Source organism: Pedobacter gandavensis, from assembly GCF_014172405.1.
GTDB lineage: Bacteria > Bacteroidota > Bacteroidia > Sphingobacteriales > Sphingobacteriaceae > Pedobacter > Pedobacter gandavensis.
This window is the reverse complement of sequence record NZ_WNXC01000001.1, coordinates 1,360,053-1,375,860: the sequence shown is the minus strand read 5'-3', so window position 1 is coordinate 1,375,860 and position 15,808 is coordinate 1,360,053. Positions and strand designations below refer to the sequence as shown.

Here is a 15,808-nt window from a genome sequence, read left to right as displayed (position 1 = left end):
TGTTAAAAACAATACATCCGGGTTCTGGTTATGCCAGAATCCGGATGTATCTTGTAAAATGGTAAAGTCTTGACTATATATATTTTGTGCCGAATTTTGATTTTACATCGGCAACAATCTGTTTAATGTTTTGTTCTTCTGTTCTTGGACAGATCATCAAGGTGTTGTTGGACTCTACCACAATGTAATCGTGGAGGCCTTGAAGGATGACTAATTTGTCTTTTGGTACGTTAACCATACAGTTCGAGGAATCGAACATCATTACTTTTTCCGCTGGAATTACCGCATTTCCTACATAATCATGCTCCGCAATTTCATAAATGGAAGCCCATGTTCCCAGGTCTGACCATCCGAAATCTGCAGGAAGAACATACACATTATCAGCTTTCTCCATAATGCCAAAATCAATAGAGATATTGGTGCATTGCTGATAAGCATCGCTAATGAAGTTGGCTTCTCTTTCTGTGTTGTATATCGGATTCCCTTGTAGGAAGATGTCATGCATGTCCGGAAGGTGCTTAGCGAAAGCTTTAGTAATTGACTTCGCTGACCAAATGAAGATCCCTGCATTCCATAAGAAATCACCACTCTGAATAAATGATTTGGCCAAATCCAGGTTGGGTTTTTCAGTGAAAATTTTCACCTTGTGAATCTGATCATCAGTAGGGAGTGTGTTTTCTACGTATTGAATATATCCGTAGCCGGTATCAGGTCTGCTCGGTTTAATGCCCAGGGTAATCAGGCAGTCGTTTTCCGATGCTGCTTTTAAAGATTGCTCAATAGCTGCGATAAAAGCATCCTGATTGGTAATGGTGTGGTCTGAAGGCGCTACAACAATGGTTGCATCGGGATTCAGGTTGAGGATTTTCATGGAGCCATAAGAAACGCATGGTGCCGTGTTTCTCATGATCGGTTCCGCAAGTATTTGATTTACTGCTAAATCCGGAAGTTGCTCTTTAACGATATCCGTGTAGATTTCATTGGTGACCACAAAAATATTCTCTGGTGGACAGACTTTTAAAAAACGCTCATAAGTGCTTTGAATCAGGGTTTTGCCGATCCCGAAGAAGTCGATAAACTGCTTTGGATATTCTGTTCTGCTGACTGGCCAAAATCTACTGCCAACGCCACCGGCCATTATTAATGCGTAATTATTTTTATTCATGCTAAATCGAAAGTATTAAATTATGCCTTCTTGTAGAAGGTCATGTAAATGGATCATCCCAAAGTACGCTCCGCCATCTGTCACTAGTAATTGAGTGATGTTATTCTCCTTAATTACTTCCAGTGCATTGATGGCTAAAAGATCTTTTTCAATAGTTTTAGGATGAGGATTCATGAGATCGCTTGCTTTAATGTCGGCTAAATTAGTATGTTTTTCTAACATTCTCCTGATATCTCCGTCAGTAATGATGCCTAAAATCGTATCCGCCTCAATAACAACGACTGCGCCTAAACGGTTTTGACTAATTTCAATAATGACATCTTTTACAGAAGCCGTTGGTGGAATAGCCGGTTTTTGGTTTTTAAGGGCGATATCACCGGATTTTAAATAAAGACGTTTTCCTAATGCCCCTCCAGGGTGGTATCTGCCGAAATCCGCTTCATTGAAATTTCTTGCATTCAGCAGACAAATGGCTAAGGCATCACCCATTGCCATTTGAGCAGTGGTACTTGTGGTAGGAGCCAGGTTGTGCGGACAAGCTTCTTTTGTGACTGTGGTATTCAGGATCAGATCTGCTTGTACGGCAAGATCAGAGTTCAGTTGCCCCACCATACCAATCATCAGATTCCCCGATTGTTTCAGTAAAGGAGCCAGCACTTTGATTTCAGGTGTGTTTCCGCTTTTGGAAATACAGATCACAATGTCATTTTTCTGGATCATTCCCAGGTCTCCATGTACCGCATCTGCAGCGTGCATAAAGCTGGATGGGGTGCCTGTAGAATTGAAAGTTGCCACTATTTTTTGTGCAATAATGGCGCTTTTGCCTATTCCAGTAACAATAACACGTCCGTTACATTGCAGAATATGGTCGATAATCTGGCAAAAATCATCATTTATATGGTCAATTAGTCCTAAAATGGATTGTGCTTCCAGTTGTAACGTGTTGACTGCGTCCTCGATAATAGCTTTTTTACTTTTCAAACAGAATTTATTAGTATATTGATGCTTTGAATTAGTGCAAAATTATGTTATTTTGAAGTAAATATAGCACTGAATATTTTATACGCGTAATGGATGTGAAAAAGTCGTTGTTTGATAACTTGCAAACCTTTTTTGGTTTTGATAATTTTAAAGGTGACCAGGAGTCTATCATCACCAATGTTCTCGAAGGAAAGAATACGTTTGTGATTATGCCTACAGGTGGAGGGAAGTCCATATGTTATCAGTTACCCGCGCTCATGAGCGAAGGTACTGCAATTGTTATATCGCCCCTGATTGCCTTGATGAAAAATCAGGTGGATCAGCTGAGGGCCTTTGGTGGAAGCGACAGCATCGCACACTTTTTAAACTCTTCTTTAAACAAAGCGGAAATTACCCAGGTAAAAAGTGATCTGCTAAGCGGACAAACCAAATTGTTATATGTTGCTCCGGAATCTCTTTCGAAGCCAGATAACATTGAATTCTTAAAGTTAATTAAGATTTCCTTTGTAGCTGTTGATGAAGCACACTGTATTTCGGAATGGGGACACGATTTTCGTCCTGAGTACCGAAAAATCAGACAAGTGATCAGCGGGCTGGGTGAGGATATCCCAATTATTGCTTTAACGGCTACGGCCACCCCGAAAGTTCAACAGGATATCATTAAGAATCTACAGATGTCTGATGCTACCTTGTTTAAATCATCCTTTAACAGGCCAAACTTATTTTATGAGATCCGCCCGAAAAGAGATGTGATCAAGGAAATGATTAGGTACATCAAGTACAATACCGGGAAATCAGGAATCATTTACTGTCTGAGCCGTAAAAAGGTGGAAGAGGTTGCGGAAGCGCTAAATCTGAATGGCATCAAGGCTTTGCCTTATCATGCCGGTTTGGAGCCTAAAGTACGTGCCGATACACAAGACAAATTCCTGATGGAAGATGTTGAGGTGATTGTAGCGACCATTGCTTTTGGGATGGGAATCGATAAGCCTGATGTGCGTTTTGTGATCCACCATGATATTCCTAAGAGTATGGAAGGTTATTATCAGGAAACTGGTAGAGCTGGAAGAGATGGCGGTGAAGGGGTATGTATTGCTTTTTATGCACAGAAAGATGTAGATAAGCTGGCGAAGTTCATGAAGGATAAGCCGGTGTCTGAGCGTGAAATTGGAACACAGATTCTGAAAGAAGTAATTGATTATGCCGAATCAGGCGTATGCCGTAGAAAACAGATCCTGCATTATTTTGGAGAAAACTTCAATGAAACAGGCTGTAACTGTATGTGCGACAACTGTAAAAAGCCTAAGAAACTTTTTGAAGCGGAAGAGAATTTATTGGTTTTACTGAAACTGATTCAACGTATTGGCGAGAAATTCGACGATGCACATATTCTGAATATCTTTACCGGATCCGAAACCGCACAAACTATCGCTTATGAGCATGGTAAGATTCCTGAATTCGGTTTAGGAATGGTTGAAGGAGAAAATTACTGGAAGTCCTTAATCCGCCAGTCGGTATTAAATAACTTCCTTTCTAAAGATATTGACAATTATGGCCTTTTAAGGCTAACCAATAACGGTAGAGATTTTATTGAAAATCCATATAGCCTTAAATTTGTACTCAACGAGCCGATAGAAAGTGCGGCAGATGATGATGAAGATGATGTGAAACATGGATCGGGGACTTTAGATACACAGTTGTTACAACTGCTAAAAGACCTGAGAAAGAAAATTGCGAAGCAAAAGAATGTACCACCATTTGTGGTGTTCCAGGATCCTTCGCTGGAAGAAATGTGTACGCATTATCCGATTGCAATGGATGAGCTGAAACAGATTTCGGGCGTTGGAAATGGTAAAGCAATGAAGTTCGGTTCACCATTTATCGAGCTGATTAAAAAATATGTGGAGGACAATGATATTGAACGCCCGATCGACCTGATCATTAAAACTCAGGCCAACAAATCGCAGCTGAAAGTATCCATCATCCAAAATGTAGACAGACAAATCAGTTTAGAAGATATCGCTAAATCTAAAGGCATCACTTATTTTGATATCTTAAAAGAGATTGAGGCAATCGTGAACTCGGGAACAAAGCTAAATCTGAACTATTTCGTAGATGAGTTAATTGATGAAGATCGTCAGGATGAAGTATTCGATTATTTCCAATCTGCGGAAAATGATTCCATTGATGAAGCACTCAAAGAATTAGGGGAGGCAGATTATTCCCGCGAAGAGATTCAATTGATGCGCATCAAGTTCATGTCTGAATTGGGTAATTAACAGGTTTGAATTCGTAATTATTACACACAAAAAAAATGATCAATTTTCCACTAGATAATTTAAAACACCAGGAATCAGGTAATTTCTTCTTAATGGCAGGACCATGTGCCATTGAAGGAGAAGATATTGCTATGCGTATCGCAGAGAAGATCGTCACGATTACTGATAAGTTAGAAATTCCATTCATTTTTAAAGGTTCCTACCGTAAAGCCAACCGCTCTAAAGGTGGTTCATTTACTGGAATCGGGGATGAGAAGGCTTTGAAGATTTTAGAAAAGATAGGTAAGACTTTCCAGGTGCCTACCGTAACTGATATCCATGAAAGTGCAGAAGCTGCAATGGCTGCTGCCTATGTAGATGTTTTGCAGATCCCAGCTTTTCTTTGTCGCCAGACAGACCTGCTGATCGCTGCTGCGAAAACAGGTAAGGTTGTCAACGTGAAAAAAGGACAGTTTTTATCTGCGGGTTCTATGAAATTCGCCGTAGAAAAGATTGTAGAATCGGGAAACAACAGGGTGATGCTGACAGATCGTGGCAATACTTTCGGTTATCAGGACCTGATTGTTGATTATCGTGGGTTACCGGAAATGCAAAGCTTCGGCGTACCAGTTATAATGGACTGCACGCATTCCCTACAACAGCCTAACCAAAGCTCTGGTGTTACCGGTGGTAAGCCAGAATTGATTGAAACCATTGCTAAAGCAGCAATTGCTGTGGGTGCTGATGGACTATTTATTGAAACACATCCTGATCCTGCAAATGCAAAATCAGATGGCGCAAATATGTTACACCTGGATTTACTGGAAGATTTACTGGTAAAACTAGTTAGAATAAGAAAAGCGGTTATTTAACCGCTTTTCTTATTTATTCCATATTTCCCAAGGCTGATACCTGATCTTTAGCGATGATTGCATTAGATTTTTGTAATTAGGAAGGAAGTTCTTCTGTTTTGCTTGCGTTTCTCTTCCGTGTCATTTCCTGCGATAGGTTTACTTTCTCCGTAACCTTTAAAGCTCAGTCTGGAAGGATCTATTTTCTGATTGATCAATTCATCATATACTGCCTTGGCGCGATTCAGTGATAGTTTTTCGTTCTGAAGATCGTTCCCTACATTGTCCGTATGCCCCTGGATTTCTATTTCCACCTGAGGGTTATTCTTCAACAAGGCTATCAAAGTGCTCAGTTCAGTAACAGAGGCGGGTAGCAGACGATATTCGTTGGTGTCAAAGAATATGTTTTTGAGTACCATGTTATTGCCTATTTTCAAGCGTTCCAGGTTAATTTCCAGTAGAAAAGGTTGTGTTCTGCTTCCTACACCAAGCTCATAGTTTTCCGAGTAAAATAAGTAACCATCTGCACTGGCATTAAAGGCGTAATTTGCACCTATCGGCATTACAGCCAGGAATTCTCCGTTTTCCTTAGCAGTGTAGTCGTTGTACACCGTATGTTTATTGAGGAGGTTGACCACCTGTACTTTTGCATCCAGGAACTGTCGACTTTCTTGATCACGAACAACTCCTTTTACATACGTAATCGGCATAGGTTGTTTATCAATTGGTAGTTTAAACTGATAAATGTCCATATCACCATAGCCCTCTTTTAGATTGGAAGAGAAATAGGCCGTGCTGCCATTCGGACTAACGATCATTCCCGTTTCTTCATTAAAGGTATTGATGGGATAGCCCATATTTAAAGGGAGACTCCAATGGCCGTTGTCTTGCATCCGACTGATGAAGATATCTTTGTTTCCCATTCCTGGCCATCCATCTGAAGAAAAGTAGAGTGTTTTCCCATCTGCATGTAAGAAAGGGGTGTTCTCGTCGTAAGGCGTGTTGATTTCCGGACCCAGATTAATAGGGGCAGACCATTCACCTGCTTCATTGAGGTTAGATTTCCATATGTCATATCCACCAATTCCACCAGGCCTGTTGCTCACAAAATAAAGGGTATTGCCATCCGGACTAATAGCCGGTTGGGATTCCCAATAAGCACTGTTTACCGGCGCCCCAAGGTTAAAGGGCTCAGCCCAGTTATTTCCTTCCTTGTGGCTCACATAGATGTCGCAGCGACCTAGTCCACCAGGACGGTTGCAGCCAGTGAAAAATAGGTACAGCCCATCTGGAGAGATGGATTGTGCACCTTCATTGAAATCTGAAGTATTGATTTTATTGCTCAATGGAACGGCTGTATCCCATTCGTTATTCGTCTTTTTAGAAATGAAGAAATCTTCGTTTCCATCTAAGTTGCGACTAAAAATCAGGGTCTCATTGTCGGCCGTAATTGCCGGAAAATAATCCCGGTAAGCGGTATTGATTTTAGGACCCAGATTTATAGGTTCATACTGTTGTGGTGTTTTTATAGCCAGCAGAGCAAATTCACAATCTTTCAGGTATTTTTTTGCCCTGGCGAGGAAAGCAGCGTCATTGCCATTGTATTTGCTGATAAATAAGCTTAGGTGTGTTGAGGCATTGGCGTATTCTCCGCTGTAAAGTTCACATTCTCCCAGTCCATAATATATTCGGGGTTCTGGCTGAGTATTCATCGCAATGGCTTTGCGGTAATAACTTTTTGCCTCTTCATAAGATTTGATTCTTCTGTTGAGTTCAGCGAGCTGGAGTATCGCATTTTGAAAACCTGGGTCAGCTTGTACGGCTTCTTTTAAAGCCGCAATCGCTTCTACATAATGGTTGTCATTTAAATGAACCTGCGCATCATTGAAGCTTGCCATTGCTTTCTTTACCGTAGAAGTCTGGGCGCTTACACTAACTATAAGCAGGAAATACAGAAAAAGCGCAACAGATATTTTTTTCAAAACGCTATTGTTAATGAAGTACAATTAAATATAGCTAAAAATCTGTGTTCGCGATTAAGGGATATTTAAATATTTATGCGTTTGTAAGGAAATTTCCCATTTAGGATTAGCCATCACATAGTCAATAATTAAAGGTGTAATCTCCTTTGACTTAGACCATTCCGGTTGTAAGTATAATTTGCAGGTATCAGAAACCGTTGCTGCATATTGCTCTGCCCATTCAAAATCACTCTTGTTAAATACAATGACTTTTAATTCATTGGCAAATGGAGTAATGTCTGGACGAGGAGCTTTGAATTTCTTTGGAGAAAGACAAATCCAGTCCCAAGTACCTGAAAGGGGGTAAGCGCCTGAAGTTTCGATAAAGGTCAGGATGTTTTTTTCCTTAAGTTTTTTGGTTAAATAATCCAGGTTATAGATTAAGGGTTCACCTCCAGTAATCACTACCGCTTTACCCGGGAAAGTATCCGCTTTGGCCACAATATCATCAGCTGAAGTTAAAGGGTGCAATTCTGCATCCCAGCTTTCTTTAACATCACACCAGTGGCAACCTACATCGCAGCCTCCTAAACGGATAAAATAAGCCGCCTTTCCTGTGTTAAATCCTTCGCCCTGTATGGTGTAAAACTCTTCCATTAAAGGAAGTAATGTGCCGTCTGCTGGTATATTGTGTGCCATATATTAAGGGGGCAAAGGTAAATAAAATAATCACGGGAAATGAGATTATATGTATATTGAAGCGATTTATATGACCAATCTGTGAAAAAAGAAGGTTCATTTTTAATCATTTATCTAATTAAGGTGTATGCTAAAGTGGTATAAATTGGAAGAGAACTTTCCCGAAGGTGATTTTGTAGAGCAGATTAAGGTAAATGGGAAGAAGTTATGCCTGGTTAGGCATCAGAACCATGTTTTTGTAGTTCAAAATAGTTGTCCCCATGCCGGAGGAATTTTAAGTGGCGGAACTTGTAAAAATGGTTATTTAATTTGTCCGATACACCGCTGGGAATACAACCTGGAAACGGGGAGAGGGGCAGAGGGGCAAGGTGATTATATTGATATTTATCCTGTAGAAACCAGACCTGATGGGATCTATGTGGGCCTAAAAGAAAGTTGGATAAAAAAGCTCTTTAGTTAAGGAACTAAAGAGCTTTTTTAATATTTTAAGAATTGACTGCTTAAGAATAGATCTCTTTCTTTGCAGAAGCAAGCGTATTTTTTAACAAGCCTACAATCGTCATCAGACCCACACCTCCGGGAACCGGAGTGATCCATGAAGCTTTAGGAGCTACATTTTCAAAGTCCACATCACCATATAGTTTAAATCCTGATTTGGTTTCTGTAGAAGTTTCTCTATTGATACCTACGTCAATGATGATCGCACCTGGCTTAACCATGTCAGCAGTTACAAAGTTCTTTTTACCGATTGCAGCAACGATAATATCAGCTTGTAATGCCAGCTCTTTTAAGTTCGCAGTCTTGCTATGTGTTAGTGTTACGGTACAGTTTCCTGGATTGGCATTGCGGGCCATCAGGATACTCATTGGGCTACCAACGATATTACTTCTGCCTACAACAACACAATGTTTTCCAGTAGTATCAATCTCATAAGCCTGAAGCATTAGCATGATGCCATAAGGTGTAGCAGGGATGAAACAAGGAAGGTTCCTCATCATACGTCCAAGGTTTACCGGATGAAATCCGTCTACATCTTTACGGTAATCAATGGTTTCAGTTACTTTTTCAGGATCGATGTGCTTAGGAAGTGGTAACTGAACAATAAGTCCATCTACACCAGCATCCTGGTTGATCTCTTCGATTTTTTGTAGCAACTCCGCTTCTGTTACCGAATTGTCGTATCTGATTAAGGAAGATTGAAAACCTACCTTTTCACAGTTTTTCATTTTACTGGCAACATAGGTTTCACTACCGCCATCATTACCCACCAATATTGCAACTAAGTGTGGTTTTCGGCCACTCTCTGCTAAAAACGAGGCAGCTTCAGCTGCGATTTCCTGTTTTATTTTTTCTGATGCGAATTTTCCGTCAAGTAACTGCATGTAAGTCTTATGATGTTGTTTATTAATCTAATTTAAGTACGGCCATGAAAGCAGATTGTGGAATTTCCACATTACCCACCTGACGCATACGTTTCTTTCCTGCTTTCTGTTTTTCAAGGAGCTTACGTTTACGGGAAATATCACCACCATAACATTTAGCGGTTACATCTTTACGAAGTGCGCTTAGTGTTTCTCTGGCAATAACTTTCGCACCAATAGAAGCCTGGATTTTAATCTCGAATTGCTGACGAGGAATTAGTTCTCTCAGTTTCTCACAAATTTTCTTTCCAAAATCATAAGCATTGCTACGGTGAATTAACGAAGATAAAGCATCTACAGGCTCTTCATTCAATAGCATATCTAATCTAACCAGGTCCGATTTACGGTAACCAATCTGATGATAGTCGAATGAAGCATAACCTTTAGAAATTGTTTTTAGCTTATCATAGAAGTCGAAAACGATCTCTCCCATAGGCATCTCAAAAACAAGCTCTACACGGTCTGAAGTTAGGTAAGACTGGTTGATGATTGTTCCTCTTTTCTGAATACAAAGGGACATTACCGGACCCACAAAGTCAGCTTTGGTAATGATGTTTGCTTTAATAAAAGGTTCTTCTACCGCATCCAGTTTACTTGGATCTGGTAAATCGGATGGATTATTTACAAAAATTACCTCACCCTTAGTGGTTTTTGCAATGTAAGATACGTTGGGTACAGTGGTGATCACTGTCATGTTGAACTCACGCTCTAAACGCTCCTGGATGATCTCCATGTGTAGCATACCCAGGAATCCGCAACGGAAACCAAAGCCTAATGCTGCAGAACTTTCAGGTTCGAAAACGATAGAGGCATCATTCAGCTGCAATTTGTGCATGGCCTCACGCAACTCCTCAAACTCATCGGTGTCAACCGGATAAATACCAGCGAAAACCATTGGTTTAACCTCTTCGAAACCTTGAATTGAATCCAGTGAAGGTCTGTCTACGGTGGTGATGGTATCTCCAACTTTCACCTCACGTGCTTCCTTAATTCCAGAAATGATATAACCTACATCACCGGTTTTAACAACGCTCCGTGGCGACATATCCAGTTTAAGGATCCCAACTTCGTCTGCTAAATATTGTTTACCTGTATTGATGAATTTAACTTTATCGCCTTTTTTAATCTGACCATTCACTACTTTATAGTAGGCAATGATTCCTCTGAATGGATTGAAAACAGAGTCAAAGATCAATGCTTGAAGTGGTGCTTCCGGATCACCAACCGGTGCTGGAACACGATCTACAATAGCTTGAATAATGTCAGGAATACCCATTCCAGTTTTACCTGAAGCAGGAATAATGTCCTCACGTTTACAGCCGATTAAGTCAATAATCTGATCTTTTACTTCCTCAGGCATTGCCCCAGGTAAATCCATTTTATTTAAAATAGGAATGATTTCAAGATCGTGCTCTAGCGCAAGGTATAAGTTTGAGATGGTCTGTGCCTGAATACCCTGAGATGCATCAACAATAAGTAGGGCACCTTCGCAAGCTGCGATAGAACGAGAAACCTCATAAGAAAAATCTACGTGTCCAGGAGTATCAATCAGGTTGAAATTGTATTCAATATCACCAACCTTATAGTTCATCTGAATGGCGTGGCTTTTTATCGTGATCCCACGTTCACGTTCTAAATCCATATTATCCAGCAATTGAGCTTGCGCCTCACGCTGGGTAATAGTTCCAGTATATTCTAATAGACGGTCAGCAAGTGTGCTTTTTCCGTGATCAATATGTGCAATTATGCAAAAATTACGTATGTGCTTCATCAGTGGCGCAAATATAGGATTTTGAGTCGATTAATTTATCGGAAATTAATCATAGTATGTTGTGCTGACAGAGCAGGATTAAGCGTTGGCCAGTTGAATCAGGTTTTTAACGGTATTCACATCAGTTAAGTCATAGCTAAATTCATCTTCACTGGTGCCCATACTTAGGTTCGGGTTTCTGAATTCCATCTTGCTTTTTACCGCATGTTTGGCCGAAGCATGGAATTCTGTTGCTCCGGTAATACGGATGATTTCTGCAATATTAGTTATTTTAACACCCGCTCCAGGCATAATGATAATTCTTCCTGCAGCTTGTTTAATTAAAGCCTTAATTTGCTGCGCACCAGCTAATGCAGAAGCAGCCGCACCAGAGGTTAATACGCGCTCACAGCCCAGTTCAATCAGGTCTTCTAAACCTTTTTCCAGGTCATTACACATGTCGAAAGCCCTGTGGAAAGTGATTTTCATTGGTTTTGCCAGGTTAATTAATTCTGCACAACGTGCTTTGTCGATGCTGCCATCAGCGTTAAGTATCCCAATGACTATACCGTCGCAGTTTAGAGATTTACACATTTTAATGTCTTCTTTCATTAAAAGGAACTCCAGATCTGAATACAAGAAATCACCACCCCTTGGGCGAATGATAGGGTACACTAAAATGTGTAGTAATTCTTTTGCCAGCTTCAGTTGTGCGTAACTAGGAGTGGTTCCTCCCTCTGGTAAATTGTCGCAAAATTCTACCCTTACTGCGCCACCTTCCTGTGCTGCCAGTGCAGAAGGAAGGGAGTTGGCGCATACTTCCATTTGAATCATTTCTTGTTTTTTGCAGTTAGTAATAGCTTTTACCAGGGATTAATAAATCGTTCTTGTTTTGGTCACAGACTGCATAACTGAAGCCTTTCTGGATCGCATAAGCACCATATTCTCCTTTTTTATTTAAGGCAAGGAAACCTACCTGAATATTTTTTGCAATGTCGGGTTTCTTCTTGATGATCCGCATTACTGCTTCTTTACAAGCAGCTTCAGGTGTATAACCTTGTCTCATCAGTTCTACGACTAAAAAGCTCCCTACATTACGGATTACTTCTTCGCCAACACCGGTAGAAGTGGCACCGCCAACCTCATTATCTACAAATAAACCAGCACCAATGATTGGGCTATCGCCCACACGGCCATGTAATTTATAGGCCATACCACTGGTGGTACAAGCGCCTGAAATATTTCCTTTGGCATCTATAGCAAGCATCCCAATAGTATCGTGGTTGTATTGATTTCCTGGTAGTCTAGTCGGAGCAGCTTTGTCGTAAAGTTTATTTTCTATGTTCATGACCGGGGCATACTTTGCCGTTTTCAGCCATTCTTTCCATGCTTTTTCACTTTCTTTAGTCAGGAGATTCACTTTCTTGAACCCATTTTCTAAAGCGAATTGAAGTGCACCATCACCTACAAGCATCACGTGAGGTGTTTTTTCCATCACCATTCTGGCTACAGAAATAGGGTGCATAATATGTTCTAAACCAGCAACAGCACCGCAGTTACCTAAGTCATCCATGATACAGGCATCCAGCGTTACATGACCATCTCTGTCCGGTAATCCACCATAGCCTACAGATTGATTCTTAGGGTCAGCTTCTGGTACATGAACGCCTTGTTCTACCGCATCTAATGCTCGTCCACCAGCGGATATAACCTTCCATGCCGCTTGATTGGCAGCAATTCCGAAATCCCAGGTAGAGATTACAATTGGTTTTACAGGTTCATTTGACAGACTTGGGATCATGGCAGCAGCACTGGTTCTATCAATAGCCAATAAAGAGGCCGAAAGCGCAGATGCTTTGATGAATTTTCTACGGTTAAACATTTTTGGTTTAGGAGCTTAGTTTAAAGGGAAATTAAATGATTTGAAATTTATCAGCGTCTTTTAAGAATGGGAAATCCTTACGGGTTTTAAGCAATTCTTCATAACCGATACTGAAGGTATAAAGATCTTCGTCTTCAGGTTTATAGTAAACAGTTTTACCCATTGGATCAATACACTGGGAATGTCCGCTATGGTATACTTCTTTGCCATCATGACCAACTCGGTTGGCCGCGATCACATAACTTTGGTTCTCAATGGCACGAGCAGGGATAAGCGCATTCCAATGAATGGCGCGTTTGTCCGGCCAACTGGCAATCAATAACAGGATGTCGTATTCTTCATTTTGATTGCGCAACCATACCGGGAAGCGGAGGTCGTAGCAAATCGCCAGGCGGATTTTCCAACCTTTTAATTCTACAATGACTTTATCTTGTCCTGGGGTATAGTTTTTATCCTCATCCCCTAGACCGAATAAGTGTCTTTTGTCATAATGACTGTATCCGCCATCAGGTAGCATCCAGATGAGGCGGTTATAGTAATGACCGTCTTCCTTGATGATTAAACTACCTGCAACCACACACTCATATTTTTGCGCAATATCATTCATCCATTGCATAGTTTTGCCATTCATCTCTTCAGCAAGTGCTGGAGCATTCATGCTAAAACCGGTATTGAACATCTCCGGGAGTACAATCAGGTCTGTTTTTTCTTTAACGCCTGAGGATAATCTTAAGGATAGATTTTGTAGGTTTTTGTCAATATTCTCCCAAAATAAATACGCCTGAAAAATCGTAATTTTCAGGTTTTTAATACTTAGGTAATCTGGACTTTCCATTATTGTAATTTAAAGGGATGTAAATTATAATTTAACTAGTCTTTCAACGGCTTTTTCTAAAGTTTCTTGCTTTTTGGCAAAACAAAACCTTAAAACGTGGTGGTCTGTATTCCTAATGTAGAAGGCTGAAACCGGGATGGAGGCAACTCCATATTCTTTGATTAACCTTTCGGCCATGGCGACATCTTTTTCATCGCTGAGGTGCTCATAGCTAACGCATTGAAAATAAGAACCATTGCAAGGTAATAATTTAAACTTAGTTTCAGCAAGCAGGCCGCGAAACAAATCACGCTTCTGTTGGAAGAAGGCGGATAAGCCAAGGTAAGATTGAGGATCTTTTAGATAACGTGCAATGCCTACCTGCATCGGGGTATTCACACTGAATACGTTAAACTGATGTACTTTTCTGAACTCTTTCATCAGCTGTTCCGGAGCAAGGCAGTAGCCTAATTTCCAGCCGGTGGTATGTAGTAATTTACCAAAGGAAGCCACGATAAAGCTTCTTTCACGCAGTTCCGGATATAAGGCGACACTATGGTGTTGTTTACCGTCAAATATAATATGTTCATAGACTTCATCACTTAAAATCATGATGTCCGTGTTTTTTGTTAATTTGATGAGCGCTTTGATGTCTTTTTCAGATAAAACACAGCCTGTAGGGTTCTGTGGGCTGTTTAAAATGATCATCTTGGTATTCGCTGAGAATAGTTTTTTGACCATTTCCCAGTCGATCTCATAATTTGGAGGAGCAAGTTCATAAGGTTTAACCAGGCCTCCTAATAATTTGATAGTTGGCGCATAAGCGTCGTACGCCGGTTCAAAAATAATGACCTCATCTCCGGGATGAATATAGGCGCTTAAGGCCGTAAATATTGCCTGAGTACCTCCTGCGGTAATATTGATCTCTGTTTCCGGGTGATAATTTGCACCATAAAGGGTGTTCATTTTTTCTGCGATGACTTCCCGCAATGCAGGTAAACCAGTCATAGGTGCATATTGATTGAAGCCCTGTCGCATGGCATCGGCTACATAGTCGATGAGTTTAGGGTCACAATCATAATCAGGAAATCCCTGAGAAAGATTAATGGCCTGATGTTCTTCTGCTAATTTGGACATGACCGAAAAGATGTTCGTTCCTGTGCCAGGTAGTTTTGATTGTGTAGCTATCATGTGGCAACGAAAATAGAAATAATATTTATCCTCTTATATCAGATTTATTTAATAATTTCATCGTCCTATGACTTTTAAAACCAAAGAAAGCAGATTATTACTGATTCTAGGCTCCTTTTTCGTAGCCAATGCCATCCTTTCAGAATTTATAGGTGTAAAAATATTTACAGTAGAGGGCACACTGGGCATCAAACCGTTTGACATCAACTTACTTGGAGTACCCAATCTTTCCTATAATATGTCTGCGGGGGTGTTGACCTGGCCCTTAATCTTTATCATGACGGATATCATCAATGAATATTTTGGGGTTAAGCAAGTTCGTTTCCTGTCAGTATTGGCGGCAATTTTAATCTCTTACGCGTTTTTTGTAGTCGCAGCGGCGATGAGACTTTCTCCATCTGACTTTTGGGTGAATCAAACGATTGATGGCCAACCACTCAATATGAATGTTGCTTTTGCTGGGATATTCGGACAAGGGATGTGGATTATTGTAGGTTCTGTGATTGCTTTTTTAGTTGGGCAGATTGCTGATGTGTTTATTTTTCACAAGATTAAGAAAGTAACGGGAGAGCGCGCATTATGGCTTCGGGCCACTGGTTCCACAGTGATTTCTCAATTCATAGATAGTTTTGTGGTGATCTTTATTGCTTTTTACCTGAATCCGCAATACCATTGGAGTTGGCAAATGGTTGCCGCAATCGGATTGGTGAATTACACCTATAAATTTGTAGTTGCTATTTTGATGACGCCTGTCTTATACCTGGTGCACGGGGTTATAGACCGATATCTCGGCAAGGACCTTTCGCAGCGTTTGATAAAAATGGCAGGGAGATAG

At 40.6% G+C, this 15,808-nt stretch carries 14 protein-coding genes; 4 read left to right on the top strand and 10 right to left on the bottom strand.

Going from position 1 to position 15,808, the window contains the following annotated elements; all coding sequences use genetic code 11:
- Positions 1-73: 73 nt before the first annotated feature.
- A complete protein-coding gene (locus GM920_RS05495; RefSeq protein WP_182954213.1) occupies positions 74-1,165 on the bottom strand; it encodes a mannose-1-phosphate guanylyltransferase in 1,092 nt (363 codons plus the stop codon).
- A gap of 15 nt (positions 1,166-1,180) precedes the next feature.
- Positions 1,181-2,146 (bottom strand): KpsF/GutQ family sugar-phosphate isomerase, encoded by a 966-nt coding sequence (locus GM920_RS05490; protein WP_182954211.1) that lies wholly within the window; start codon positions 2,144-2,146, stop codon positions 1,181-1,183.
- A gap of 89 nt (positions 2,147-2,235) precedes the next feature.
- Between GM920_RS05490 and recQ the strand changes: the two genes are divergently transcribed.
- Positions 2,236-4,425, top strand: coding sequence for a DNA helicase RecQ (recQ, locus tag GM920_RS05485; protein WP_182954208.1), 2,190 nt, complete (start codon positions 2,236-2,238; stop codon positions 4,423-4,425).
- Positions 4,426-4,460: 35 nt separating this feature from the next.
- A complete protein-coding gene (gene kdsA / locus GM920_RS05480) occupies positions 4,461-5,276 on the top strand; it encodes a 3-deoxy-8-phosphooctulonate synthase (protein WP_182954207.1) in 816 nt (271 codons plus the stop codon).
- A gap of 62 nt (positions 5,277-5,338) precedes the next feature.
- Here kdsA and GM920_RS05475 read toward each other — a convergent pair whose 3' ends face one another.
- Both GM920_RS05475 and GM920_RS05470 read right to left on the bottom strand, forming a co-directional pair.
- Positions 5,339-7,237, bottom strand: coding sequence for an OmpA family protein (locus tag GM920_RS05475; protein ID WP_235964443.1), 1,899 nt, complete (start codon positions 7,235-7,237; stop codon positions 5,339-5,341).
- A gap of 54 nt (positions 7,238-7,291) precedes the next feature.
- Entirely contained in the window at positions 7,292-7,915 is a 624-nt protein-coding gene (locus GM920_RS05470) for a 7-carboxy-7-deazaguanine synthase QueE (protein WP_182954204.1), read from the bottom strand.
- 127 nt (positions 7,916-8,042) lie between these two features.
- Between GM920_RS05470 and GM920_RS05465 the strand changes: the two genes are divergently transcribed.
- Positions 8,043-8,375 carry a Rieske (2Fe-2S) protein gene (locus tag GM920_RS05465; protein ID WP_182954202.1) on the top strand — a complete coding sequence of 111 codons (333 nt, stop codon included), beginning with the start codon at positions 8,043-8,045 and terminating at the stop codon, positions 8,373-8,375.
- A gap of 40 nt (positions 8,376-8,415) precedes the next feature.
- On the opposite strand, the gene GM920_RS05460 is transcribed toward GM920_RS05465, so the two are convergent.
- The 6 genes from GM920_RS05460 to GM920_RS05435 form a co-directional block, all read right to left on the bottom strand.
- Positions 8,416-9,297 carry a bifunctional 5,10-methylenetetrahydrofolate dehydrogenase/5,10-methenyltetrahydrofolate cyclohydrolase gene (locus GM920_RS05460; RefSeq protein ID WP_182954201.1) on the bottom strand — a complete coding sequence of 294 codons (882 nt, stop codon included), beginning with the start codon at positions 9,295-9,297 and terminating at the stop codon, positions 8,416-8,418.
- Between the two features lie 22 nt (positions 9,298-9,319).
- Positions 9,320-11,107, bottom strand: coding sequence for a translation elongation factor 4 (gene lepA, locus GM920_RS05455; protein ID WP_182954198.1), 1,788 nt, complete (start codon positions 11,105-11,107; stop codon positions 9,320-9,322).
- A gap of 78 nt (positions 11,108-11,185) precedes the next feature.
- Entirely contained in the window at positions 11,186-11,911 is a 726-nt protein-coding gene (locus GM920_RS05450; RefSeq protein WP_235964442.1) for a copper homeostasis protein CutC, read from the bottom strand.
- Positions 11,912-11,936: 25 nt separating this feature from the next.
- The gene (locus GM920_RS05445) at positions 11,937-12,968 is read right to left on the bottom strand and encodes a N(4)-(beta-N-acetylglucosaminyl)-L-asparaginase (RefSeq protein WP_182954195.1); all 1,032 of its coding nucleotides are present in this window, start codon (positions 12,966-12,968) and stop codon (positions 11,937-11,939) included.
- A 31-nt stretch (positions 12,969-12,999) separates the two neighbouring features.
- Positions 13,000-13,803 (bottom strand): nitrilase family protein, encoded by an 804-nt coding sequence (locus GM920_RS05440; RefSeq protein ID WP_182954192.1) that lies wholly within the window; start codon positions 13,801-13,803, stop codon positions 13,000-13,002.
- A 24-nt stretch (positions 13,804-13,827) separates the two neighbouring features.
- Positions 13,828-14,973, bottom strand: coding sequence for a methionine aminotransferase (locus tag GM920_RS05435; RefSeq protein WP_182954191.1), 1,146 nt, complete (start codon positions 14,971-14,973; stop codon positions 13,828-13,830).
- A gap of 67 nt (positions 14,974-15,040) precedes the next feature.
- Between GM920_RS05435 and GM920_RS05430 the strand changes: the two genes are divergently transcribed.
- Positions 15,041-15,808 (top strand): queuosine precursor transporter, encoded by a 768-nt coding sequence (locus GM920_RS05430; RefSeq protein WP_182954189.1) that lies wholly within the window; start codon positions 15,041-15,043, stop codon positions 15,806-15,808.

Coding starts and splice junctions, on each gene's coding strand:
- GM920_RS05495 (WP_182954213.1), bottom strand. CDS start 1,165: ATGAATAAAAATAATTACGCATTAATAATGGCCGGTGGCGTTGGCAGT.
- recQ (WP_182954208.1), top strand. CDS start 2,236: ATGGATGTGAAAAAGTCGTTGTTTGATAACTTGCAAACCTTTTTTGGT.
- kdsA (WP_182954207.1), top strand. CDS start 4,461: ATGATCAATTTTCCACTAGATAATTTAAAACACCAGGAATCAGGTAAT.
- GM920_RS05470 (WP_182954204.1), bottom strand. CDS start 7,915: ATGGCACACAATATACCAGCAGACGGCACATTACTTCCTTTAATGGAA.
- GM920_RS05465 (WP_182954202.1), top strand. CDS start 8,043: ATGCTAAAGTGGTATAAATTGGAAGAGAACTTTCCCGAAGGTGATTTT.
- GM920_RS05460 (WP_182954201.1), bottom strand. CDS start 9,297: ATGCAGTTACTTGACGGAAAATTCGCATCAGAAAAAATAAAACAGGAA.
- lepA (WP_182954198.1), bottom strand. CDS start 11,107: ATGAAGCACATACGTAATTTTTGCATAATTGCACATATTGATCACGGA.
- GM920_RS05450 (WP_235964442.1), bottom strand. CDS start 11,911: ATGGAAGTATGCGCCAACTCCCTTCCTTCTGCACTGGCAGCACAGGAA.
- GM920_RS05445 (WP_182954195.1), bottom strand. CDS start 12,968: ATGTTTAACCGTAGAAAATTCATCAAAGCATCTGCGCTTTCGGCCTCT.
- GM920_RS05440 (WP_182954192.1), bottom strand. CDS start 13,803: ATGGAAAGTCCAGATTACCTAAGTATTAAAAACCTGAAAATTACGATT.
- GM920_RS05435 (WP_182954191.1), bottom strand. CDS start 14,973: ATGATAGCTACACAATCAAAACTACCTGGCACAGGAACGAACATCTTT.
- GM920_RS05430 (WP_182954189.1), top strand. CDS start 15,041: ATGACTTTTAAAACCAAAGAAAGCAGATTATTACTGATTCTAGGCTCC.